Genomic DNA, 24,603 nt, shown 5'->3' with positions numbered 1-24,603 from the left:
GCAGGATAGGACAGGCCGATGACAAAAGGATCAACCCGACAGCCCGCCGCCGCGCCGGTCAAGGCCCGTGGCCGTGGCCGCCCGGCCCGCATCTCGCGCGATCGCATCGCCCGGGCGGCGCTGGAAATCGGCATCGACAAGGCCACGGTCACCGCCCTGGCCGGGCATCTCGGGGTGGATCATTCGTCGCTCTACCGCCATGTCACCGGGCGCGAGGAAATCGTCGCCCTGGCCGCCGAGATCGCCATCGAAGAGCTGGACTGGCGGGGCAAGGATTGTGCCGGCTGGCGCGAGGAGCTGATCGCGCTGACCGATGCGATCTGGGATCTCTACGAACGCCATCCCGGCCTGGCCGAGGCCTTTCGCGCGCTGGAGGTCATGCCGCAATCCGGCATCCGGGCCTTTGCCGAGGCGGTGGCCCGGCTGCAATCGCAGGGTTTCAGCCTGCCGGATTCGGTGCTGGCCGTCGACATGCTGATCGACCTGGCCGGGGATTGCTTCCTGGGCTGGCGGGCGCTGCACCAGACCGACCGGCGGCGCCCGGCCGGCGAGGACATGGCCAGCATCTGGGAGGATGCGGCCACGACCATGCCCGAGAGCGAGGAACAGATCGGCGGCATGCTGGCCGTCATCCGGTCCGGCCCGCGGCCCTGGTGGGAACGCAAGCGCGACCTGGTGCTCGACGGGCTGGCCGCGAACCGCGCGCCGGCGTGATCTGCTGACATGGCGCCCGGCGGTTTCGCACCGTGCCGTGCCCGGCCGCCACGCCACGTGTCGTCGGTCAAGCAAAACTGGCTTAGCAGGACGGAAATCTTGAGTCTTTGCGGGGAGATTTTTCCAAGCGATCGTGGCCCATGCGCCTAGCATTTCCAATCCAGTGCAGACATTTCCGCTTTGATCGAAAATGTCGACGATGCGGGACTTTTCTGCCGTTTGACGAAGGCCGGCTTCCGAGAAAATTGGACAAAAATGGTCCTTTATGGCGATGACACAAACGTTTGGGTGTGGGCATACTCTGCTGTGCGCAGAAGGTCTGGCGCCAGCCATCGTGCCAGTTCGGCAGATTGCAGTGAACGCACGATCAGGTCGCAGGCGGCGTACAAAAATCACCAATTTCGCAAGCAAGCAGGTTGGTGATTTGCGCGCGCTGATACATATGTGCCTTGGTGGGTCGGAAAATTTGCACTCTTAAGCCGCCGAATCCACAATATCAAAAGGCGTTAGAAAGAAAAATGAGTTTCAATGGCGTTTCTGGCTGAGAACCTCTCGCTCGATTTCTTCACGGGCTTTTTTTACTAAGCCATCCCTATGTTCCCGCAAGAGGTGGAAACGTTTTGTGTATAATTTTCTAGCGATGAAAGACATTGCCGACCACAGCAATAAGGTCATTATTGTGATAAAAAATCCTGACACTATCTCTCCAGAGGTAACTTGATCCGGGTTGGAAATTACTTCCGCCACTACTGCCATAGCGACACCCGCAGCAACAAAAACCCCCATACGGTGAATTGAAATAAATAGAACTCCCCAGAGGCCCGATCCCCGTGGTGGCAAGAAGACTCTTCTGAAGGTACTGAGCTTTTCCCACTGCGTGAATATATTTTCTCCAATTTGCACATCCGGAAAGAGGATCTGTCTATTCACCTCAAAATGCTCCAATATTTGGCTCTCGAGAATGGATATGTGCTCCTCAACCTTGAACTTGTTACTGTCAGTGACTGTGGCGCTCTGCCGTAGCGCGTTAAGCAAGTCATACTTTCTATGGAGATCGTCTAGCTCCTTTTGACGCCCTGATATGCTAGTTCTATCTCCGAGGGCAGTCACAAATATCGTAACGACTGGAGCCACAAGCGCCGCCGCTAAAAATTCCGCAAATTTACCGCCGCCATCTCCAGACACTTTTCTTTCCTTTCGCCCCAAAGCAACCAAAGCAACCAAAATATCGGTTCAAGTAGGGATTTTGATACTAAGAAAGCACCCACTTCAACCCTCATGTCGCAGCGCGCACGACGAGATAAAACTTTGAGAGATGCTGTGCATGTGTTTCCGTTTTGCTAGCACTATCTGATCAACAGCTGGAGAAAATTCCCGTACAATCTTGACTTTTGCACGCTCTCAACCTTTGTTCTGGATGCGCCGGGCAGTGCTTGCAAAAGCAAGACTTGTGGCCTCTTTGCTCGAATCAAGGGTTTAAATGGTTTGAAGCGTGGACAAACTGCGTACCGGTCCAGTTCGCCAGAAGCCCTCTTGGCCCAATGCCAGATACGATCACGTGCCGGAAATACCCCCCTGCCTGAGCCCATAAAGCAAAAACGGTCATTTTTGTCCCTTCTCTTGGGCAGCTGCCACGTCAGAAGGTTAAACCAGACAGAACCACACTGCAAAATCTACATGGTTTTAGCATTTTATGGCTGGTCTCGAGAGCGGCCATTCGCTGCATTATGACGAACCGAAAATATGGGCTCTGTTCGGTCCTTCGCTGCCCCCCGACGAACGACCGTTTTCCTTTTACCACGCGTTTTTGGATCGGTGTTCTGACGCAAAATTCAGTCTTACTTGGCATCTGGCACCCACCACGCCACGCCACGCCACGCCACGCCACGCCACGCCACGCCACGCCGAAAGTCGCGCCCACCGGAAAATATTTCCAGCACAGGTGTCCCAATCACCCCGGCCCAATCGTGTTCCTTGCGAGCCAGCCCCATGCGAGCCCCCCAGATCCATCCCCGACGTCCGTCGACGCCACAGGAGGCCCGCATGACCCGAACCCCGCCCAGGACCCGATCCCTTGCCCCGTCGCGGCGCCGGCGCATGGCGCTGCTTGCCGGGGCCGTGGCCTCGCTCAATGGCGCCCTGCCCGCCATGACCGCGGCGCAGGCCCGCGCCGAGGATGCCGCGCAATACCTGTCCATCGCCCCCGGCCCGCTGACCGCCTCGCTGAATGCGCTGGCCCGCCAGACCGGGCTGCAGATCATCTTTGACGCCGCGCTGACCAACAACCGCACGGCCCCGCCCGTCTCTGGCCGCTATACCGCCGACCAGGCCCTGGGGATGCTGCTGGCCGATACCGGCGTGGTGGCCTATTTCTCGCAACCCGACCAGGTCACGCTGGGCGCGTCCGACGGCGGAACGCCCGAAGATGACACCTTCCTGGGCACCATCACGCTCTATGGTGCCCGGGATGCCACGACCCTGGAAGGGTCCAACGCCAGTGTCGGCGTCGTCACCAGCACCGATATCGACAACGGCCAGCTGCGCTATCTGCCCCAGGCCATGCGCCGGCTGGCCAATGTCGAAAAGGGCGCCACGAACAACACCGGCATCGTCGTGCGCGGCATGAATTTCGAAGGGTTCTCACCCGCCGGCGCGCCGATGGGCTCGGTCTATGTCGATGGCGTCCTGCAAAGCCGCTACAACTCGCGCTTCGGGGCGCGGGGCCTTTGGGATGCCGAACAGGTCGAGGTCTATCGCGGGCCGCAATCCACCCTGAGCGGCCGGGCGGCCACCGCCGGGGCGATCTATCTCAAGACCAAGGATCCGACCTTCGACGAGGAATACATGCTGTCGGGCACGCTGGGCAACAAGGACCTGGCGGGGGGCGCCTTTGTGCTGAACCAGCCGCTCAGCGAAGAGCACGGGCTGGCCCTGCGGCTGTCGGGGTCCTACGAGCGGCTGACCACCGAGATCGACTATCCCGATTACACCAGCTTTGACAATTACGACGATTTCCGCACCGAGATCAGCGGATTGCTACGGGCCAAGCTGCTCTACGAGCCGGATTTCTCGCCGGGCACCCGGGCGCTGCTGTCCTACAGCTATACCAAGGATCGGCCCAATGAGCGGCTGGTCGGGCCGGACGTGGACGACCGCGGCGATTTCTACCAGTTCACGACCTTTGCCGAGTTCCGCGAGATCGACGTGCACAATGTCGGGCTGGAGATCACCCATGATTTCTCGCCCTCGCTGCGCTTTACCTCGCTGACCGGCGGCAGCTTTGGCCTGACCCAGCGCGAGTCGGTCGACAACGGCTCGCCCGGCATCGACAACGCCTTTTACGGCGATTACCAGGACAACCTCTTTACCCAGGAATTCCGGCTGAACTACGACAGCGGCCGGTGGAGCATGGTGGCCGGGGTCTTCGGCAGCTACGAGGACCAGGATTCGCAGTTTTTCGCCCGGGTGCTGGAATACGGCATCGAGCAGACCCAAAGCTACAAGCGCAAGACTTCGAACCTGGCGCTCTTCGGTGAGGCGACCTATGAATTCCTGCCCGGCTGGCATGCCACGCTTGGCGGGCGGATCGATTACCTCGACGAGACAACCGACGAGATCGACACCAACGATTACATCGGCTACGGCGCCTCGACGACCAGCAACAGCGCCCATATCAGCGAGACGAATTTCGTGCCGAAATTCGCGCTCTACCGCCAGTTCGACGACAATCACCGGGCCGGGTTCACCTATTCGGGCGGGTTCCGCACCGGCGGGTTCTATGTCGATCCGGTCACCGGCGATCCGGCCTATTACGACCCCGAGTTCGCCGACAATTACGAGCTGTTCTACAAGGGTCTCTTCCTCGACAACCGGCTGCGGCTGAACGCCAACCTGTTCTACACCGAATACCGCAACCAGCAGGTCGAGACCTATGCCGACCCGGGCACGGCCACGGGGACCATCGTGTCCAACGCGGCGGCGTCCTTTGCCACCGGGTTCGAGCTGGAATCCAACTATGACGTGACCGACAATTTCACGGCCTTCGCGGCGCTCGGCTACCTGCATACCGAGTTCACCGATTTCGACCACACGGTCTATGGCGACCTGTCGGGCGAAAGCTTTCCCGAGGCGCCGGAATGGACCATCGCCCTGGGCGGCACCTATGAATTCGACAACGGGTTCTACCTGGGCGGCGACGTCAAGTTCCTGTCGGATTACACCGCGCGGTTCAGCACCAACGCCCCGCTCGACCGGATCGACTCGCGGTTCCTGGTCAACCTGCAGGCCGGGGTGCGGCGCGGCAACTGGGAGCTGAATGCGTTTGTCGAGAACCTGCTGAACGAAAGCTATTACACGGTGACCGAGCTGGACGGCGTGCCGCAATTCGCCCAGATCGGGCCGAGCATGCTGGTCGGGATCAATCTCAGGGCGTATTTTTGACCGCCCTGCGCCGGGTCCGCGTGACGTGCGGCGATCCCGCCTTGCGGGCGGTCCGTGCGGTGCTGGCCGGATTGGGCCGGGCCATGCTGGGCGGGGTCGGTCTGGACGGGGTCGGTCAGCCCAGGGCCGCTCGGCGCGGTGCTGGTCTGTTCGGCTCCGGTCGGATCAGGGTAAGGTTTGTCCCGACTGATCTGCTCAGCGCCTTTCAGGGCGGTGCCGATTGGGTCGGCTCCGCTCGGGTCACCACGGGTCTGACGGGCGCAATCCTCCTGGGCGCCTCACTGATCGGGCCAACACCCGCCCGGGCCGAATGCGCCGGCCGGATCATCGCCACCGGCGTGATGGAGGCGCCGGTCTGCGTGCCCTCCGATCCCGGTCGTCTGGCGGTGCTCGATCCCTGGCTGACCCTGGGCAGCCTGCTGGACCTGGGCGTTACCGTGCAGGCCGTACCGCTGGCCGGGCTTCAGGGCACCGACCTGCCCGACCGGCTGGCCAGCCAGGGGGTGACCGACCTGGGCAGCCCGATGGAACCCAGCCTGGAACGGCTGGTGGCCGTCCAGCCCGACCTGATCATCGGCAGCAGCTACATGCACGGGCGCATCCGGCCGATGTTGGCGCGCATCGCGCCGACCCTGCTGATCGACCAGATGGGCTGGCAGGACCAACTGCTGCTTCTGGCCGAGGCCACCGGCCGCCTGCCCGACGCCCGCCGGGCGCTGGACGATTACGCGGCCCGGGCCGCGACGATCCGCGCGCGCCTGCCCGAGGAGCTGACCCTGTCGGTGCTGCGCGTCGCGCCGCTGGGCTTTCAGGTCTATCTCGACGGGCCGGGGGCCTATGGGCCCTATGCCGTGCTGGCCGATGCCGGCGTGCGGCGCACGGAATACGAGACTGCGACCGACGGCACCATGCTCAAGCGCCCCGACTGGGAAGGCCTGTCGGCCCTGACCGGCGATATCCTGTTCTATACCGTGGTGGCCGGGCTGGACCCGGCGGGCGATGACCGGCTGGCGGCAGAGACGCTGGCCAACCCGCTGTGGCAGGCCCTGCCCGCCGTCCGGGCCGGGCGGGCCTATCGCGTCGACCGGGCGACCTGGATGGGGTTCGACGGGCTGGACGCGGCGCATCGCGTGCTCGACACGGTCGAACGGCACCTGCTGGGCGGGTCATGATCCGAACCCTGCCGCCTGCCCCCGGCCCGACGGTCCCGCCGGCGCCCACATGGCCGCTGGCCCTGCTGGCGGCGCTGGTCTGCCTGGCCGCGCTGTGGTCGCTGGCCATCGGCCCGGGCGGGGTGTCGCTGGACGGGCTGGCCCGGGCGATGATGGCCGACGGGGCCGGCCACGACCGGCTGATCCTGCGCGAAGTCCGCCTGCCCCGCATGCTGACCGGCCTTGTCGCTGGCGGCGCGCTGGCCACGGCCGGGGCGATCCTGCAAGCCATCACGGCCAACCCCATGGCCGCGCCCGGCCTGCTGGGCATCAATGCCGGTGCCGCGCTGGCCGTGGTCGCGGGGATGAGCCTCTTCGGCCTGGCCTCGGGCGGGGCGCTGGTCTGGCTGGCCTTTGCCGGGGGCAGCCTGGCCGCCGTGCTGGTGCTGGCCGCCAGCACGCTGGGCGGAGCGCGGGAGCAACCCGTGCTGCTGGTGCTGGCCGGGGCGGTGCTGACGGCCTTCCTGATGTCGCTGACCGCCGCGCTGCTGATCTTTGACCGGACCACGCTGGGCAACCTGCGCCTTTGGACCGCCGGTTCGCTGGTGGGCCGCGACATGGCCCAGGTGACCCAGGTGCTGCCCCATGTGCTGGCCGGGCTGGCCGCCGCCCTGGCCCTGTCGCGACAGCTGGTCCTCCTGGGTCTCGGCCCCGAGGCCGCCCGGTCGCTGGGCCAGAACCCGCTGCTGTGGCGGGCGATTGCCGTGGCCATCGTCACCCTGCTGTCGGGCGGCGCCGTGGCCCTGGCCGGGCCGGTGGGGTTCGTCGGGCTGGTCGTGCCCAATGTCATGCGCCTGTGGCTGGGCCCCGACCTGCGCCGGCTGCTGCCGTTCTGCGCCCTGGGCGGGGCGGCGCTGGTCCTGCTGGCCGATTGCGCCGGACGGATGCTGTTCCCCGACCAGAGCTTTCCCGTCGGGGTGACCATGGCCCTGATCGGCACGCCTTTCTTCATCGCCCTGGCCCGGGGCCGCGCCGGGGGCGGAAGGTGAGGACCCTCGCCGCCCTGGCCATCCTGACCGCCGCCCTGGCCCTGGCCGGGCTGGCCATCGGCGAGGTGCCCCTGCCGCCGGCCGCGCTGTTCGACATCCTGTCCGGCTCCGGGCGGGCCGATCCGGGGCTGGCCATGATCCTGCATGACCTGCGCCTGCCCCGCGTGGCCCTGGCCCTGCTGGCCGGAGCGGCGCTGGCCCTGGCCGGGGCGATCTCGCAGGCCGTCATGCGCAACCCGCTGGCCGAACCGGGGGTGCTGGGCATCAATGCCGGGGCAGCGCTGGCGGTGATGATCGGGCTGGTCGGAATGCGGGGCCTGCCCCCGGGCATCGCCCCGCTGGCCGGCTTTGCCGGGTCGCTGGCCATGGCCGGTGCCGTCTACCTGCTGGCCTGGCGGCGCGGGGTGACCGCGCTGCGGCTGATCCTGGTGGGCATCGGGCTGGGCGCGCTGGCCAGCGCCCTGACCACCGTCCTGACCGCCTTTGGCGAGTTGGCCCGGGTGCAGACGGCGCTGATCTGGCTGGCCGGCAGCCTGCACCACGCCGACTGGCCGGCCGTGCGGCTGCTGGGCCTGTGGCTGGTGCTGCCCGGGGCCTGCGCGATGATGGCCGCGCGCCAGCTCGACCTGATCCGCTTGGGCGACAGCTTTGCCCGGGCGCGGGGCCAACATGTGACACGGTTGCGGGCGCTGATGATCCTGGCCTGTGCGGCGATCTCGGGCGCGGCGGTGGCGGCCACCGGGCTGATCGGTTTCGTCGGGCTGATTGCCCCGCACCTGGCCCGCCGGCTGGTCGGGCCGTTGCACCGGCTGGCCCTGCCGGCCTCGGCGCTGGTCGGCGCGCTGATGGTCACGGCCGCCGACCTGCTGGGCCGCACGATCATCGCCCCCGTCCAACTGCCCGCCGGCATCGTCACCGCCCTGATCGGCGCCCCTGTCTTCGGCGCTCTGCTCTGGAGGCACCGCCTTGCCCCTGCCTGAGATGCCATCCGATCCACCGCCCATACCACAGCCTGCCCCCTGCCCCGCCCCACCGCTTGAGGCCCGCGGCCTCGCGCTGGATCACGGATCGCGGCGCATCATCGACGGGCTGGACCTGGCGCTGCCGCGCCATGCGGTCACCGCCCTTGTCGGGCCGAACGGCAGCGGCAAGTCCACCCTGCTGCGCGCGCTGGCCGGGCTGCATCCGGCGGCCCGGGGCAAGATCCTTCTGAACGGCCGGCCCATCGCCCGGCAGACGCCCCGGCGGATCGCCCGGCAGGTCGGCATGCTGCCCCAGGGGCCGGATGCGCCCGAAGGGCTGAGCGTCGAAGCCCTGGTGCGGATGGGCCGCAATCCTCACCGCCCGCTCTTTGGCACCCTGAGCGATGCCGATCGGGCGGCCTGTGACGCGGCATTGGACCAGACCGCCATGACGGCGCTGCGCGATACTCGTGTCGACCGGTTGTCGGGCGGCCAGCGCCAGCGGGCCTGGATCGCCCTGACCCTGGCCCAGCAGACCCCGGTGCTGCTGCTCGACGAGCCGACCAGCTTTCTCGACATCGCCCACCAGATCGAGGTCATGTCGCTGGTGCGCGGGCTGGTGCGGGACGGGCAGAAAACCGTCGTGGCCGTGCTGCACGACCTGAACCAGGCCGGGCGGTACGCCGACCACATGATCATGCTGCGCGACGGCCGGGTGCGGGCGATGGGCCCACCGGCCGAGATCATGACCCCGGCCAATATCCGCGCGGTCTTTGATTTCGACGCCCTGATCCGGCCCGACCCGGTCAGCGGCACACCCATGTGCATCCCGCTGGCCCGGTGATGCACCGACCATGTCCCATCCCGTCCGGTCCGCATCACGGCACCCGCATGGAACCCGGTACGGCACCACCGCGGACCTCGTCGCCTCCGCCCCGCACCGCGTCGCCCCCAACCCGCCCGATGCCGCACGTTGCGGCACGAAAGGCACGCCTCGGGCCGACCCCGCCCGCAACCATTGATCGGCCCATCCCGATCTGCTTTGCTTTTGCCCAACCGGCCGCCCGGCCCCTTGCCCAGCCCCCGGTTCCGTCCCCTGCCCCGCCCCAACCGGATTTCCCCGACCCATGGACCGTTCCCTCGGCGCATCAGACCCCCTCGCCCCTTGCGACGCGCATGACCTGCTGAACCGGGCGATCGAGATGTATTACACCGATATCGCCCGGGCCGCCGGCCACCGGCCCGGCTCGCGGACCGAGCGGTTCGACGTGGTGCATGACCTCTATGTCAAGCTGGCCGCCCGGCCCGAGATCCTGCGCGAACAGCGGTCGATCAAGACCTTCCTCTGCCGGGCGGTGATCAACCTGGGCATCGACCGTCACCGTCGCGAGCAATTCGAAACCACGCTCTTTGCGCCCTATACCGGCCAGGAAGACCGGCTGGCCGCCGAGACAACCGCGCCCGAGGCCGCGCTGGACGCCCGGGCCCGGCTGGCCGTGCTGCGCCAGGCCATCGGCGAGCTGCCGGCCCGCCGCCGGGCGGTGTTCGTGCTGCACCGGCTGGACGGGCTGAGCCCCGACCAGATCGCCGCGCGGCTGAACATCACGCGCAACATGGTCGACCGCCACCTGCGCAAGGCCATGGTGCATTGCCTCGACCGGCTCGCCGACCTCGACTAGAAGTCCCGGATCGCGACCGCCATTCGTCTATCTAGCGAGCCGCATCACCAGTGGGGGAAGCATGCCGGACAGGCGCCTTTCGCAAGCACGACGCAAGCGTCACGAAGAAGCCGCCGACTGGGTGCTGCTGCGCCGCGAGCGGGCACTGGCCCCCGAGGAGGACCAAGCGCTGCGCGACTGGCTGGACAGCGCGCCCGAGAACCGCAGGGCCTTTGACCGGGCCGAACAGCTGTTGACCGATGCGCGCAGCGCGATCCGTTCGGACCCGGATCTGGCAAGCCAGGATCCGGCCCCGGCCCGTCCCGGCCGGACGGCGCTTCTGGGGCTGCTGGCTGTGGGGCTGCTGGCCGGGGCGACCTGGTCGGTGGACGGGATCACCCGGCTGCGGGCCGATGTCTATGCCGGGGCGGGCGATCTGCCGGTGGTGACGCTCGACGACGGGTCGATCGTGCATCTCAACGCCGCCTCGGCCATCCGCATCGAGATGACGCCCGACCGGCGCATCGTCCACCTGATGAAGGGCGAGGCGCTGTTCGACGTGGCCGCGGACGCGGATCGGCCCTTTACCGTGACGGTCGACGGCGCCGGGGTCACCGCCCTGGGCACGGCCTTCAACATCCGCATGCATGGCGGGGCGGCGGATGTCACGGTGATCGAACATGCCGTCCGGGTGGCGCCCCGGCGCAGTGACGGCCCACCGCTCGTGCTGGACGAAGGCCAGGGCGTGGCGCTGCAGGCCGATGGTGCCCTCGGGTTGCCGGGGCCGGCGGACACCGAGGCCGTGCTGGCCTGGCAGGACGGCAAGCTGGTGCTGGACGATACACCGCTGTCCGAGGTCGTGGCCGAGATCGACAAGCGGTTTGGCGGCGAGATCGTGATCGCCAGCCCGGCGCTGGCCCGCAAGCGGATCAGCGGCACGATAGCCATTGCCGAGCCGCGCCAGGCGCTGGCCTTCCTGGGCCAGGCCTTTGGCCTGCGCATGGCCGACCTGGGGCCGGTGATCCTGGTGACCGGAACCCGCCGGAACTGACCCCCGGCAAGGCAAAAGGGGCGGCACCCGGCCGCCCCCCTGCAATCGGGTGCGGCGCGATCAGGCCGCGCGCCGGCGGCGGATGGCCTTGAAGATCGGCCAGGCGATGACCAGGATCGTGGCAATGGCCAGCGTGGCCGAGATCGGGCGGGTCAGCAGCTCGGTCGCGTCGCCCCGGCTGATCAGCAGGGCCCGCCGCACGCTCTGTTCGGCCATCGGGCCGAGGATCATGCCCAGGATGATCGGTGCCAGCGGCACGTTGACCTTTTCCAGCAGATAGCCCGCCAGGCCGGCACCCAGCATCACCCACAGGTCGACCGGCCGGCCGTTGATGACGTAGACGCCCACGCACATCAGCACCAGGATCGCGGGCACCAGCATCACGCCGGGCAGGCGTTGGAACTGGGCAAAGACCCGGGTGGCCACCGCCCCGCCAAGGGCGAAGATCAGCACCGAGGTCAGCAGCATTTCCATCATGAACCCGCCGACCAGAACCGGGTTCTGGTGAAAGAGCTGCGGGCCGGGCTGCAGGCCGTGGATGGTCAGCGCGCTGAGCACCAGCGCGGCGACGACATTGCCCGGGATGCCCAGCGACAGGGCGGGGATCATCGAGGCGGCATTGTCGGCATTGTTGCCGCATTCGGCCGCGGCCACGCCCTGGGGGTTGCCCTTGCCGAAACTGTCGGGATCGTCCGAGGCATTGCGCGCGGCATTGTAGCTGAGGAAGGCCGCGATGTTGCCCCCTGCCCCGGGCAGGATGCCCACGCCGACCCCGATGGCCGAGGCCCTGGCCCAGGTCGGCACCAGCCGGCGGATCTCGCCCTTGGCGAAGGGCGCGTTGGTCAGGCGCAGCTGGTCGGCGGTCAGCCCGTCGAGGTCGCGTTTCTCGGCCAGTTGCAGGACCGGCGGCAGGGCATAGAGCCCGACCAGCACGACGATCAGGTCCATCCCGCCCAGAAGCCATGTCTGGCCAAAGGTGAACCGGGCCTGGCCCGACAGGTTGTCGATGCCCATCGTGCCGATCAGCAGGCCGAGCACGGCGGCCATGATACCCTTGACCGGGTCCGAACCGACCATGACACCCACCGAGGCCATGCCGAAGATGGCGATCCAGAAATACTCGGCCGGGCCGAAGAACAGCGTCAGCCGGGCCAGCAGCGGGCCGACGGTCATCAGGGCCACGGCGCTGACGATGCCACCCACGGCCGAGGACCAGCAGGCGATCTTGAGCGCCTTGGACGCCTCGCCCCGGTCGGCCATGGGAAAGCCGTCGAAGGTCGTGGCGATCGAGGCCGGCGTGCCGGGGATGCGCAGCAGGATGGCCGGGATCGCCCCGCCGTACATCGAGCCGTTGTAGATGCCAGCGACCATGGCCAGGGCCACCAGCGGATCCATCGAATAGGTCAGGGGCAACAGCAGGGCGATGGCCATCACCGGGTTCAGGCCGGGCAGCGCACCGATAAAGACCCCCAGCATGGTCGCCCCGACCATGGCCACGACCGGGCCGAACGTCAGGACATTGGCAAGTGCGTCGAAATAGAAATCCATGTCAGCCTCCGGCCGAAAGGAGGGACAGGAGCGCCTCGCGCGGCAGCGGTTTTTCCAGCAGCACCGAGAAGACGAGATAGACAAGGCCCATGAACACGACCGACACCGCCAGCACCAGCCCCGGCCGGCGCAGGCCCAGGGCGGTGGGCAGGGCCAGCATCAGCAGGAACGAGGCCGTGTAGAACCCCAGCGGCACGACCAGCGCCACGTAGATCGTGGCGATGACCGCGGCGGTGATCATCTGTGCCGGCGCCTCGATCAATGTCCGGGGCGCCGTCGATCCCGCGCGCAGGGCCCGCAGGGCCACGGCCCCGCCAAGAAGCGTCAGGATCAGGCCCAGCACCAGCGGGTAGGTCCCGCTGGCCCCGGTATAGCCCCGGGCCATCCAGGCCGCGGCGATGCCGATGCCCATGAAGACCAGGCCCAGAACGATATCCTGACGCTTCTCCATGGATCAGAGGCCCAGCTGTGCCGAAACCTCGGCCAGCGCGTCGTATTCCGACTGCAGCCGGTCGGCCAGGGCCTGGCCCTTCACGACGTTGGGCACTTCGCCCTTGGTGGCCAGGAACTCGACATAGGACGGATCGTTGACCGCCTCGTCGATGACCTCGGCCAGCTTGTCGACGATCTGCGGGTCCAGCCCCTTGGGTCCCAGGATCGCCCGCCACAGCAGGGTCTCCTTGTCGGCCATGCCCAGGGCGTCCAGCCCCGAGGCCCCGGGCAGCGCCGGCACGTCGGCGGCCGAGGTCACCAGCGGGCACTTGACCTCGCCGGTCTCGACATAGGGCAGCACGGTCGAGATCGACCCGCCGTAGATGTCGACATGGTTGCCCAGGAAGTTCTGCAGGGTCTCGCCGGCACCGCCGAAGGGGATGGCGATGGCATCGATGCCCCGGGCCTGGAAGATCCGCTCGGCGGCCAGCTGCATGGTGCCGCCGATCCCGTCGTTGCCATAGGTGTACTTGCCCGGGTTGGCTTCGAGCTCGGCCAGGAACTCGGCGCCCGTGGTGGCCGGGAAATCGGTCTTGACGCAGAGCGTGTAGGCGGTTTCGGACGTGGCGGCGATAGGCGTGAAGCTGTCGAGCGAATAGGCCACGTTCTGCACCTGGGGCACGGTGGTCAGCGGGCTGTTCCAGGTGGCAAACAGTGCATAGCCGTCGGGCCGGGCCTGCATGAACTGCGACGCGCCGACCGATCCGCCGCCACCGCCGACGTTGAGGATGGCGATGGACACGCCCAGCTTCTCTTCGAGCAGGATGGCCAGCTTGCGCGCGCTGGTGTCGGTGCCGCCGCCGGCCCCGGCCGGGATCGTCAGCTCGATCGCCCGTTCGGGATATTCGGCCAGGGCCGGTGCCGCCAGCGCCGCGGCGGCGGTCAGGCCCAGCAGGGTTGCCTTGAGTGTCATTGTCTCTCTCCCTTTGAAAGTGTCATGTCGTGTCATTTGATTTCGCTCACGTAGCGGAAGCCCTTGGCGCTGCCGCTGGCGATGCGCCATTCGACGGGCCGGTCCTCGATGTCGAAGGCCGTGCGCCGGATGATGGCCAGCGGGTCGCCTTGCGGCACCTGCAGCTGGCCGGCCACGGCGTCGGAAGCCCGGCCAAAGGACACCTCGTCGGTGGCCCGTTTCACCAGCAGGCCGAAGCGTTCGAAGTAAAGCGGGTAGAGCAGCGGGCCAAAGGCGCTTTCGGGCAGGTCCTGGAAGCCGTCGAAACGGTCGCGCGAGATGTAGATCTCTTCGAACAGGACCGGCTGGTCGGACAGGCTGCGCAGGCGGGTGATCTTGATGACCTCGATCTCGCCCAGGGCCTGGGCGGCCTCGCCGGTGGCCCGCGTCAGCGTCCGGTCCAGCATGCGGCTTTGGGGGATCGACAGGGGCGAGCCGTCGCTTTCGCGCATCGGGAAGAAGCGGAACAGGGTGGCGTTGAAGGACGGCGCGCGGACATAGGTGCCCGAGCCCTGCCGGCGTTCCAGAAGCCCCTCGCCGACCAGCCCGTCGACAGCCTTGCGCACCGTGCCGACCGAAACATCGAATTCGCCGGCCAGCCGGGCCTCGGACGGGATCGGCTGATCCGGGGTCCATTCGCCCCGGGCAATGCGCCCGCTGAGCGTGTCGCGCAACCGGGCATAGGCCGGTAGCCGGGCATCGGTCTGTGCGAATCCGTTGGTCATCTGGGGCCTCCCTTGCAACAGGGGTAATCGACGTTGACCCATGCAGTCAACTAGTCATATATATGACTTCGACAGCAGGGGGCCCCATGATCCAGTTCGATTGCCACGCGCATGTGTACGAAACCGTGACGGCCGTGAAGGGCGCGCGCTATGTGCCGGCAGCCCCGGCGCCGCTGGCCGACTGGCTGGCCCACCAGGCGGCCCACGGGCTGAAAGGCGGGGTGATCGTGCAGGTCAGCTTTCTGGGAACCGACAATTCCGAGCTCTGCGCCGCGCTGGCCGGGCTGGACCGCCAGCGCTTTGCCGGCGTCGGGGTGGTGCCCCTGGATGTCAGCGAAGCGGCGCTGGACGCGCTGGTGGCCGCGGGCGTGCGCGGTCTGCGCTGGAACCTTGTGCGCGGCGTGACCCTGCCCGACCTGGCGGCTCCGGCAACCCGGCGGTTCCTGGACCTGTTGCGCGCACGCGGGCTGCACCTGGACATCCACCTGGAAGGCCCGCGCCTGGCCGGCTGGCTGCCGGCCCTGACCGACCAGGGCGTCGACGTGGTGATCGACCATTTCGGCCTGCCCGGCGAACCCGATGCCGGGCGCGATCCGTTGATCGGCGCGGTGGCGGGCCTTGCCGACCGCTCGGCGCTGTTCTTCAAGTTCTCCGCCGGCTACCGCGTGCCCTTCGACATCCGGCCCCATGCGACCGAATTGCTGTCACTGATCGGCCTCGACCGGGTGGTCTGGGGCAGCGACTGGCCCCATACCCAGCACGAAAGCCGGACCAGCTATGCCAGCACCCGCGAGGCCGCCCATCACTGGGGCCCGCTGGCCGACCAGGTCGCCGCGCGCCATCTCTACGGCATCGGCCCGGCCTGAGGGGGCGCCGCCGCCCCCCCCCTGCCCTGTCCGGGATCAGTCCGGCGTGCCGTGCACCTTTTCGCGGAACCGCTGGGCCAGCACGTAGAGCGCGGGGATGACAAAGATGCCCACCACGGCCGCGGCGATCATGCCGCCGAACACCGGCACGCCCACGCCCCGGCGGGCCAGCATCGACGCGCCTTCGGCCACGACCAGCGGGAACAGACCGGCGATGAAGGCAAAGCTGGTCATCATCACCGCCCGGAACCGCGCCCGGGCCCCGTCGATGGCCGCATCGGTGATCGTCTCGCCGGACTTGCGGCGCTCCATGGCGAATTCGACGATCAGGATGGCGTTCTTGGCCGCCAGGGCGATCAGCACCACCAGCCCGATCTGGGCATAGATGTTGTTGGCCAGCCCCGACAGGCGCAGGGCGATCAGCGCGCCGCAGGTGGCAAAGGACACCGACAGCAGCACGGCCACCGGGATCGTCCAGCTTTCGTAGAGCGCGACGAGGAACAGGTAGGCAAAGAGCACGGCCAGCCCCAGCACGATGGGCGTCTTGCCCGCGGCCTCGATTTCCTGCTGGGCCGTGCCGGTCCATTCGTAATCATAACCCTGCGGCAGGGCCTTGGCCGAGACGTCTTCCATCGCCTCCAGCGACTGGCCCGATGACACGCCCGGCGCCGGCCCGCCGGCAATCGTCACGCTGCGGTAATTGTTGTAGCGCGTCAGCGATTGCGGCCCCGAGGTCAGCTCGACACTGGCCACGGCGCGGATGGGCACCATCTCGCCCTTGGCGTTGCGCACATGGATGCGCGAGATGTCGGTCACGCTCTGGCGATAGCGTTCCTCGGCCTGCACGTTGACCTGCCAGGTCCGGCCGAAGAGGTTCATGTCGTTGACGTAATAGCCCCCCAGCGTGGCCTGCATCGCCCGGAACAGCGTGCTGACATCGACACCCAGGGTCTGCAGCCGCTCGCGGTCGAGATCGAGGTCGAGGATCGGCGCATTGGCCGAGAAGGTCGTGTAGACCCCGGCCAGGCGCGGCTCGTCATGGGTGGCGGTGATCAGGCCCATGGCCGTGGCGCCCAGCTCGCGGGCATCGGCGCCTTCCAGCGACAGCAGCTGGTATTCAAAGCCCGACCCGGTGCCCAGCCCGATGATCGGCGGCAGGTTGAACGGCACGCCGATGGCCGACGGCAGGGTGGCCAGCTGCTGGCGGGCATGGGCGATCGAGGCATCGACGGTCTCGTCCTTGCCGGTGCGCTCGTCGAAGGGTTTCATGATGACGATGGCAAAGCCGCTGTTCGACTTGGCCAGCCCGTCGACAAAGCTGTAGCCCGTCACCGTCTCGACGCTATCGACCCCCGGCGCGTCCTTGAGCATGTCGTAGACATCGCTCATCGTCTCGCGCGTGCGGTTGATCGACGCCCCGTCGGGCAGGGCCATCTCGACGAAATAGGCGCCCTGGTCCTCGGTCGGCAGAAAGCCCGAAGGCGTCGAGGTGAACAGGTAGCCCGCCCCGACGATCGACGCGCCCAGGAAGACCAGCGCCAGCACGGCCCGGCGGGCCAGCGCGCCGGCGACCGAGGCATAGCCCATCCCCGCCCGGTCGATCTGGCGCGAGACCCAGGCCAGCGGGCCCTTGCGCTCGCCCTCGTGGCGCTTGAGCAGCATCGAACACAGGGCCGGGCTGAGCGTCAGGGCGTTGAGCGCCGAGATCAGCATCGAAAAGGACACGGCCACGGCAAATTGCTGGAAGATCGTGCCGCTGATGCCCGGGATGAAGGCCACGGGCACGAAGACCGACAGCAGCACCAGGGTGATGGCCAGGATCGGCGCGGTAATCTGTTCCATGGCCAGCTCGGTGGCCTGGGGCACGGTCAGGTCGGGATGGTCGTCCATGACCTTTTCGACATTCTCGATGACCACGATGGCATCGTCGACAACGATGCCGATGGCCAGCACCAGGGCCAGCAGCGAGATCGTGTTGAGCGAAAAGCCCAGGGCCAGCAGAAAGGCCATGGCCCCGATCAGCGAGACCGGCACGGCGATCAGCGGGATGATCGTCATGCGCAGGCTGCCCAGGAACAGGAAGACCACCAGAACCACCAGGACAAAGGCTTCGCCCAGGGTCTTGAGCACTTCCTCGATGCTGGCCTTGACGAAGCTGACCGAATTGTAGGGCACCTGCCAGTGGATGTCGTCGGGAAAGGCCTGTTCGGCCTGGTCCATCGTGGCCTGGATCTTGGCCGAGGTGTCCAGCGCATTGGCCCCGGGCGAGAGATAGACGCCGATCATGGCCGTGGGCTGGCCGTTGAACCGGCTTTCGCTATCGAGCGACCGCGCGCCCAGCTCGACCCGGGCAATGTCGGACAGGCGCACGAAGGACCCGTCCTCGTCGGCACGGATGACAATGGCCTCGAAGGCCTCGACCGAGGACAGCCGGCCCTGGGTCTGGATGTTGAGCTGGAAAATCGGGTCGGCGGTCATCGGCTGGGCGCCGACCCGGCCGATGGCGGCCTGAACGTTCTGGGCGTTGATCGCGTTGATGACATCGTCGGGGGTGATGTCCAGGTTGGTCATCGCGTCGATGTCCAGCCAGGCGCGCATCGAGTAATCCTGGGCGCCGAAGAGGATGGCATCGCCCACGCCGTTCACGCGCTTGATCCGGTCCAGCACGTTGATCGTGGCAAAGTTGGACAGGAACAGGTCGTCATGCGACGGGTCGTCGGAAACGATGTTGATGACCTGCAGCAGGGCCGAGGATTTCTTCTTGGTGCGCACGCCGATCCGGGTGACCTGGTCGGGCAGCGAGGATTCGGCCAGGCTGACCCGGTTCTGCAGGTTGACCGTGTTGATGTCGGGATCGGTGCCCGGGGCGAAGGTGACGTTCAGCGTATAGCTGCCGTCGGCCCCGCTGGTCGATTTCATGTAGAGCATGTCGGCCACGCCGACGACCTGCTCTTCGATGGGCTGGGCCACGGTGGATTCGACCACGTCGGCCCCGGCGCCGGGATAGCTGGCCGTGACCTGGACCTGCGGCGGCACGATGTCGGGGAATTGTGCGACGGGCAGTTGCAGCAACGAGATCACCCCGGCCAGGGTGATGACGATCGAGATGACCAGCGCCATGCGCGGCCGGTGGATGAAGACCTTCGAGATCATCGCCGGTTACTCCGCCGGAGCCGCGTCGGAGCCATCACCGGCGCCATCGCCCGGTGCGGATGTCGCATCCGGGGCCGCGTTGCCGCCATCGCCCGAGGCAGGAGCCGCATCCGGGGCCGGAGCATCGCCGGAGGACGCTGTCTCGCCGGACGCGGCCGGATCGCTGCCGGAGGGTGCGGCGCCATCGGCGGTCCCTGCTGGCGCGTCCGCAGCGGCCGGGGTGGCGGCGGCACCGGTCGGCGCGGCCTGGGTGGCGGGCTGTGCGGTGACCTGCGACCCGGGCCGGGCGCGCTGGATGCCCTCGGTGATGACCTGCTCGCCCTGTTTCAGCCCGCCGGCCACGATGACATCCGGCCCGGCCATGCGCCCGAAGGTGATCGCCCGTTTCTCGACCTTGCCGTCATCGCCGACGACCAGCACGAAGTACCCGCCCTGGTCGCGTTGCAGCGCCTGGGCCGGGATGGTCAGCGAATCCTCGCCCGTGTCCTGGGTCAGCGTCACCCGCACCAGCTGGCCGTCACGCAGCAGCCCCTCGGGATTGGGAAAGCTGGCCCGGATCAGGATCGTGTCGGTGCCCGGCTGCACCTGGGTGTCGACCACCGCGATGGTGCCGTCGTGGTCGTAATCCCGCCCGTTGGCCAGGGTGATCGCCACGGCGAGCGGCGCCTTGGTGTCGCGCGCCTTCTGGCGGGCGGTGAAATCCAGGAACACCGATTCCGAGACCGGGAAGGTCACGTAGATCGGATCGATGCTGCTGACCGTGACCAGCGTGCCGCTCTGGGGCGAGACATAGGCCCCTTCTGCCATGTCGGTCAGCCCGACCCGGCCGTCGAACGGCGCGGTGATCGTCGTGTAGGACAGGTTCAGCTTGGCGATCTGCAGCTCGCCCTGCAATTCCTGCAGGGTGCCGGCCGCCTGGCCCTGGCGGGCCTGGGCCTGTTGCAGCACGTTTTCCGCCGCGACCTGGTCGCCGACCAGCGTTTGTTGCCGGTCGACCTCGATATCGGCCAGTTTCTTGTCGGCCTCGGCGGCCTGGATGCGGCCCTCGATCTCGGTGATCGCGGCCTTGTAGCTGTCGGGCTCGATTTCGAACAGGGTCTGGCCGTCGCTCACCGCCTGGCCTTCCTTGAAGCCCAGCGACAGCAGGAAACCGTCGACGCGCGGCAGGATGTCGACCTTGTTGACCGCGTTGACCCGGCCGGTAAAGCGCGCGCTGTCGGCGATGTCCTTGGATTGCACGGCCACGGTGCCGACCACCGGCGCCTGCTGGGCCCGGGCGACGGGCGCGGCCAGCAGGGCGGCGAGGCACAAGAGAACCGCCAGAAGCACCGGGATCAGGCCAGCGGGACGGGCCGGGCGTCGGCGGCGCATGGCCCCGGGATCTGCATCACCCACGTGGCCGTCCGGCCCCTGTCTGAAAGCCATCGCACCGGTCGTCATGACACACCACCCTTACTGATTCTCGCGTCCCTGCCCCGGGGGATAGCATACCCGATTGTAATTACGGCAACTTCACTGGAAATTGTGCCGCGATGCGGCGCCGAAAGGCCACAGGCCGGCCCCCGATGACCGTCGGATGCGCGCACCACGCCCGCGATCCTGCCATGTGCCGGCCGCCCCGGCCCTTCGCGGAACGCATGGCCGCCCCGACTTGCATTCAGCGCTGCGGCGGGTAAGGCAGGGCATGGGACCGGATGCCGCAGGCGCCCGCCCCGATCGTTGACGGCCCTTTCCGGCTGACGGCCCCGCCCGCAGGCGGCCCCGACCGGGGGCGCGCGGCCCGGCGACCGGCCGGCGGGACCGCATTCGCAGAAAGGCCCGCCCATGACCCTGCCCGCCCCGATGCTGTCCCTCCTCTCCCGAATGGGCGGCGCGGCCTTTGTCGGCGTGCTGCTCTGCGCGATCCCCTTCGAATTCACCGGCGCCCCGACCCTGGGCTACATGGCCTCGGCCCTGACCGTCTTCGGCCTGGCGTGTTATGCGCCTTTGCTGTCCTGGGGCCGGCGGGCGTTTCTGCTGATCGGGCTGGCCCTGATCCTGCTGGCCGCCCTGCTGCTTGATCGCTGGCACGAGGACGTGCTCTTTGCCCTGTCGCGGGCGGCTTTCATCGCCGCTTTCTTCACCGCCCTGACCGCCATGCGCGGGGCGGCGATGACCGATCCGGGCATCCTGGATTGCGGCCGGTTCCTGGCCGGTCAGCCGCCCGGCCGGCGGTACCTGGCCCTGACCCTGGGCGGGCATCTCTTCGGGCTGGTGCTGATGTATGGCTCGATCTCGCTGCTTGGTGCCCTGTCGGCCGATGCCGCCGGGCGCGAGCCCAATCCCGAGATCCGCCAGCACCGGACCCGGCGCATGCTGGTGGCCATCCTGCGCGGCTTCATCTCGACCCTGCCATGGTCGCCCCTGGCCTTTGCCTCGGCCATCACCCTGTCGGTCGTGCCCGGTGCCACCTGGATCGACGCCCTGCCATTCTGCCTGTTCAGCGCGCTGATGTTCGCCGGCACCGGCTGGGCGCTGGACACGATATTCAAGCCCCGGCTCAGCGCCCCGCCCCCGCCGCGCGGGCCGGCCGAGGGCCAGTGGCTGCGCCACATGCGCCCGCTCTACCTGCTGATGGCCGTGATCCTGGGCTCGGTCAGCCTGTTGCACCTGGTCACCGGCGTGCGGGTCTTTGGCGCAGTCATGGCCGCCGTGCCGGTGATCGCCCTGGTCTGGGTCACCCTGCAGGCTGCCCCGGGCAGCCGCAGCGCGGCGATCCCCGCCCGCCGGGCCCGCCAGTTCGCCACGCAGGAGCTGCCCGCGCTGAAGGGCGAGCTGTCGCTGGTGGCCATGGCCGGGTTCATCGGTGCCCTGGGCGCGCCGCTGGCCCTGCCGGTGATGCAGGGCGCCGGGCTCGACCTGGCCGCGATCCCCGCGCCGCTCTTCCTGGTCGGGCTGTTCTGGCTGATCCCCCTGACCGGCCAGCTGGGCATGAACCCGATCCTGGCCGTGTCGCTGATCGGCCCGCTGCTGCCCGCGCCCGAGGCCCTGGGCATCCCCCCTGCCCTGCTGGTCTGCACGATCACCTCGGCCTGGGCCCTGTCGGGGGTCACCTCGCCGTTTACCGCCTCGGTGCTGCTGATCGCCAATTTCGGCAAGGTCAGCCCGGCCCGGGCGGGGCTGCGCTGGAACGGGCCCTTTGCCCTGACCTGCGGCGCGCTGACCTCGCTGTGGCTGGTCGGGCTGGCGCTGGTCCTTTAGCGGCGCGGGGAATCACCCCCCTGCCCCGCAAGGCCGGGGTTGGGGCCATGGATGCGCGGGCCGTGTCCCCGCGGCCACGGCCCTGCAAAGACAGGGAAATTCTGACTTATCCACAGAAACACGCCCCAAAGGGTTGTTTTTCCACAGCTTTCACCGCATCACCGCCCGGAATTCCCCCGCAACACCCGGATTTGCCGGTCCTGCCAGCCCGCGCCGCACAGTCGCGCCAACATCGCGCGTCACGCATTTTTTCTGGCGTAAGGCAAAAAACGTGTTACACACGAAAAAAAGAGCAGACATCAAAGGCAGGCGGGAATGGGAGTCAGCGGCTCGGCCACCCTCGACAGGCATGCAAACCTGATCGCGGATCAGCTTGTGCAGCACCGTGACAGGTTGCTGGAACCGAAGAAGCGCAAGGAGCTCCGGCCCTTCAGCTTCAAGGAGGCATGCTATTACCTGGGCGTCAAGGAGAACTCCCTGCGCCATACCCTGCGCACGAATGAATCGCTGCCGCAGGGGGTAATGCTGCGTGGCACGCGGCGCTATTTCGAAGCGGCCGACATTCACCAGATCCGCGACCACCTGATCGCCAATGACCGCATGGAACCGGTCAACATCACCCGCCGGGTGGGGGACGAACAGGCCGTGGTCATCGCCTCGATCAACCTCAAGGGCGGGGTCGGCAAATCGACCAGCGCCCAGCACCTGGCCCAGGGGCTGGCCATGCGCGGCTATCGCACGCTGGTCATCGACCTCGACGCCCAGGCCAGCCTGACCCAGCTGTTCGGCATCATCCCCGAGCGCGAACCGGACATGGCGACGCTTTATCATGCGATCCGCTACCACGATCCGGCCGATCCCGAGGACCCGGGCCAGACCGACATCCGCAATGTCGTACGGGGCACGCATATCCCCAATCTCGACCTGATCCCCTCGTCGATGCAGATCATGGAATTCGAACATGAAACGGCCGGCAGCGATCAGCGCCGCCAGCCGTTCTTCGTGCGCATCGAAGAGGCGCTGGAACCGATCCGCGACGATTACGACGTCATCCTGTTCGACTGCCCGCCGCAGATGTCCTTTGCGGTGATGTCGGCGCTGTTCACCTGCACGTCGCTGCTGGTCACGGTCACGGCGTCCTTTGTCGATGTCATGAGCCTGGGGACCTTCCTTGGCATGACCGGCGAGATGATGAGCGTGATCGAACAGCGCCAGGGCGAACGGCCCTATGATTGGATCAAGTACCTGATCACCCGCTACAATCCGACCGACCAGCCGTCGGTGCAGGTGGCCGGCTACCTGCGGTCGATCCTGGAGGAGTCGGTGATGACCAACGAATTCTACCTGTCCACGGCCATTGCCGATGCGGCGGTGTCGTCGGATTCGATCGTCGAGGTCGATCCCTCGACCTTCCACCGCCAGACCTATCAGCGGGCCTGGGATTCGGTGTCGCGGGTGACCGCCGAACTCGAAGGCCTGATCCACCAAGCCTGGGGGAGAGTGTGATGGCGCGCAAGGGATTGCTGTCGACCAGCCTGGACCGGACCCTGTCCAACGAAGGCCCCCGTGCCGAGGCCCCCGCGCCCAAGCCCCCTGCCCCGCCCGAACGCAACGTGCAGCCCCGGTCGGGCAATCCCAGCGTGCGGCGGTTCAAGGAGACATTCGACGACCTGCGCAAGGAAACCGTGCAGGAGATCGACACCGACCGCATCGGCGCCGGCCCGTTCCGCGACCGGTTCGACCCGGGGTCCGAGATCGACAGCCTTGTGGCGTCGATCCGGGAATCCGGCCAGCAGATCCCGGTCATGCTGCGTGCAGCGCCTGCGGGCGCAGAGCACGAATTCGATCCGGTCTATGGCCGGCGGCGCATCGCGGCCTGCCGGCGGATCGGCATCCCGGTGCGGGCCTATATCGGTGATTTCGACGACGAGAGCCTGATCGTTGCCCAGGGCCTGGAAAACGCCGAGCGGCTGGAGAACAGCTTTATCGAAAAGGCCAGTTTCATCGTGCAGCTGCGCGAAGCCGGGGTCGAGGCGCGGGTGATCGAACGCAGCCTGAGCATCGCCACCGACGAGATCTATCGCATGAGCGGCATCATCCGCGACCTGCCCGAAGAGCTGGTCACGGCCATCGGCCCGGCCCATGGCGTCGGACGGCGGCAATGGGTGGCACTGGCCACGGCCACGCGGTCGATCGACAAGCGCCGGGTTCAGACGGCGATCCGCGAGCTAGACGAGGTATCGTCCAGCCCCGACCGCTTTGCCCGCGCGCTGGCCCGCCTGACCAAAACCGCCACCACCACGGCGAAATCCCCGGCCGGGCGCAGCCTGGCTGACGGTAAGCTGGTGGTGACAAGACGCGGCCAGCAGGTGGCCATCAAGGTATCCGACCGCCAGGACAAGGCATTCGTCGACTGGCTGGGCGAGCAGAGCGAAGAATTGTACCACCAGTGGAAATCCGGGGTGAAAGACAGCAAGTAACTGAAATTGCTGTGAATTTCGCCCCAGACGGTGGCCAGCCTGTACCACGGTACAGGCCTTCCACGCCATAAACCCGGGGCAATGACCCCATAGATCGAGCAGGACCCAAGGAGGCAGACCGA

At 67.4% G+C, this 24,603-nt stretch carries 19 protein-coding genes; 12 read left to right on the top strand and 7 right to left on the bottom strand.

Annotated features, from left to right (window positions below; genetic code table 11):
• Positions 1–18 precede the first annotated feature (18 nt).
• Positions 19–714, top strand: coding sequence for a TetR/AcrR family transcriptional regulator (locus ACK3BB_RS23735; RefSeq protein WP_428929160.1), 696 nt, complete (start codon positions 19–21; stop codon positions 712–714).
• A gap of 525 nt (positions 715–1,239) precedes the next feature.
• On the opposite strand, the gene ACK3BB_RS23730 is transcribed toward ACK3BB_RS23735, so the two are convergent.
• Positions 1,240–1,899 carry a hypothetical protein gene (locus ACK3BB_RS23730; protein ID WP_428929159.1) on the bottom strand — a complete coding sequence of 220 codons (660 nt, stop codon included), beginning with the start codon at positions 1,897–1,899 and terminating at the stop codon, positions 1,240–1,242.
• An 858-nt stretch (positions 1,900–2,757) separates the two neighbouring features.
• Between ACK3BB_RS23730 and ACK3BB_RS23725 the strand changes: the two genes are divergently transcribed.
• The 7 genes from ACK3BB_RS23725 (at position 2,758) to ACK3BB_RS23695 (ending at position 11,025) form a co-directional block, all read left to right on the top strand.
• On the top strand, positions 2,758–5,154 hold the full coding sequence (locus ACK3BB_RS23725; RefSeq protein ID WP_428929158.1) for a TonB-dependent receptor domain-containing protein: 2,397 nt from the start codon (positions 2,758–2,760) through the stop codon (positions 5,152–5,154).
• 59 nt (positions 5,155–5,213) lie between these two features.
• Positions 5,214–6,326 (top strand): iron-siderophore ABC transporter substrate-binding protein, encoded by a 1,113-nt coding sequence (locus tag ACK3BB_RS23720; protein ID WP_428929157.1) that lies wholly within the window; start codon positions 5,214–5,216, stop codon positions 6,324–6,326.
• On the top strand, positions 6,323–7,354 hold the full coding sequence (locus tag ACK3BB_RS23715; RefSeq protein ID WP_428929156.1) for a FecCD family ABC transporter permease: 1,032 nt from the start codon (positions 6,323–6,325) through the stop codon (positions 7,352–7,354). The genes ACK3BB_RS23720 and ACK3BB_RS23715 overlap by 4 nt, the downstream gene beginning before the upstream one ends.
• Positions 7,351–8,334, top strand: a complete 984-nt coding sequence (locus ACK3BB_RS23710) for a FecCD family ABC transporter permease (protein ID WP_428929155.1) — start codon at positions 7,351–7,353, stop codon at positions 8,332–8,334. The genes ACK3BB_RS23715 and ACK3BB_RS23710 overlap by 4 nt, the downstream gene beginning before the upstream one ends.
• Positions 8,321–9,160: an ABC transporter ATP-binding protein gene (locus tag ACK3BB_RS23705; protein WP_428929154.1), complete on the top strand. Its 840-nt coding sequence runs from the start codon at positions 8,321–8,323 to the stop codon at positions 9,158–9,160. Before ACK3BB_RS23710 ends, ACK3BB_RS23705 begins: the two co-directional genes overlap by 14 nt.
• A gap of 283 nt (positions 9,161–9,443) precedes the next feature.
• Positions 9,444–9,995 carry an RNA polymerase sigma factor gene (locus tag ACK3BB_RS23700; RefSeq protein WP_428929153.1) on the top strand — a complete coding sequence of 184 codons (552 nt, stop codon included), beginning with the start codon at positions 9,444–9,446 and terminating at the stop codon, positions 9,993–9,995.
• A gap of 61 nt (positions 9,996–10,056) precedes the next feature.
• Positions 10,057–11,025, top strand: coding sequence for a FecR family protein (locus tag ACK3BB_RS23695; protein WP_428929152.1), 969 nt, complete (start codon positions 10,057–10,059; stop codon positions 11,023–11,025).
• A 60-nt stretch (positions 11,026–11,085) separates the two neighbouring features.
• Here ACK3BB_RS23695 and ACK3BB_RS23690 read toward each other — a convergent pair whose 3' ends face one another.
• From ACK3BB_RS23690 to ACK3BB_RS23675, 4 genes are read right to left on the bottom strand one after another with little or no spacing between them, the layout of a single operon-like run.
• Positions 11,086–12,573, bottom strand: a complete 1,488-nt coding sequence (locus ACK3BB_RS23690; protein ID WP_428929151.1) for a tripartite tricarboxylate transporter permease — start codon at positions 12,571–12,573, stop codon at positions 11,086–11,088.
• 1 nt (position 12,574) lies between these two features.
• Positions 12,575–13,024 (bottom strand): tripartite tricarboxylate transporter TctB family protein, encoded by a 450-nt coding sequence (locus tag ACK3BB_RS23685; RefSeq protein WP_428929150.1) that lies wholly within the window; start codon positions 13,022–13,024, stop codon positions 12,575–12,577.
• Positions 13,025–13,027: 3 nt separating this feature from the next.
• Positions 13,028–13,978 (bottom strand): tripartite tricarboxylate transporter substrate binding protein, encoded by a 951-nt coding sequence (locus ACK3BB_RS23680; RefSeq protein ID WP_428929149.1) that lies wholly within the window; start codon positions 13,976–13,978, stop codon positions 13,028–13,030.
• 32 nt (positions 13,979–14,010) lie between these two features.
• Positions 14,011–14,742, bottom strand: a complete 732-nt coding sequence (locus tag ACK3BB_RS23675) for a GntR family transcriptional regulator (RefSeq protein ID WP_428929148.1) — start codon at positions 14,740–14,742, stop codon at positions 14,011–14,013.
• Positions 14,743–14,828: 86 nt separating this feature from the next.
• On the opposite strand from ACK3BB_RS23675, the gene ACK3BB_RS23670 reads away from it, so the two are divergent.
• Complete coding sequence (locus ACK3BB_RS23670; protein WP_428929147.1) at positions 14,829–15,608, top strand: amidohydrolase family protein; 780 nt, start codon at positions 14,829–14,831, stop codon at positions 15,606–15,608.
• Between the two features lie 36 nt (positions 15,609–15,644).
• Here ACK3BB_RS23670 and ACK3BB_RS23665 read toward each other — a convergent pair whose 3' ends face one another.
• Positions 15,645–18,761 (bottom strand): efflux RND transporter permease subunit, encoded by a 3,117-nt coding sequence (locus ACK3BB_RS23665; protein WP_428929146.1) that lies wholly within the window; start codon positions 18,759–18,761, stop codon positions 15,645–15,647.
• A gap of 6 nt (positions 18,762–18,767) precedes the next feature.
• Entirely contained in the window at positions 18,768–20,186 is a 1,419-nt protein-coding gene (locus tag ACK3BB_RS23660; RefSeq protein WP_428929145.1) for an efflux RND transporter periplasmic adaptor subunit, read from the bottom strand.
• Positions 20,187–20,585: 399 nt separating this feature from the next.
• On the opposite strand from ACK3BB_RS23660, the gene ACK3BB_RS23655 reads away from it, so the two are divergent.
• From ACK3BB_RS23655 to repB, 3 genes are all read left to right on the top strand, one after another.
• Complete coding sequence (locus ACK3BB_RS23655; RefSeq protein ID WP_428929144.1) at positions 20,586–22,001, top strand: hypothetical protein; 1,416 nt, start codon at positions 20,586–20,588, stop codon at positions 21,999–22,001.
• A 315-nt stretch (positions 22,002–22,316) separates the two neighbouring features.
• Positions 22,317–23,507 (top strand): plasmid partitioning protein RepA, encoded by a 1,191-nt coding sequence (repA, locus tag ACK3BB_RS23650; protein WP_428929143.1) that lies wholly within the window; start codon positions 22,317–22,319, stop codon positions 23,505–23,507.
• Entirely contained in the window at positions 23,507–24,481 is a 975-nt protein-coding gene (repB, locus tag ACK3BB_RS23645; RefSeq protein ID WP_428929142.1) for a plasmid partitioning protein RepB, read from the top strand. Before repA ends, repB begins: the two co-directional genes overlap by 1 nt.
• Positions 24,482–24,603 lie beyond the last annotated feature (122 nt).

This window comes from Marinibacterium sp. SX1 (assembly GCF_050389775.1).
Lineage (GTDB): Bacteria > Pseudomonadota > Alphaproteobacteria > Rhodobacterales > Rhodobacteraceae > Marinibacterium.
Note: the sequence above shows the minus strand (reverse complement) of the source record. Positions and strands in the feature narration are given on the sequence as shown.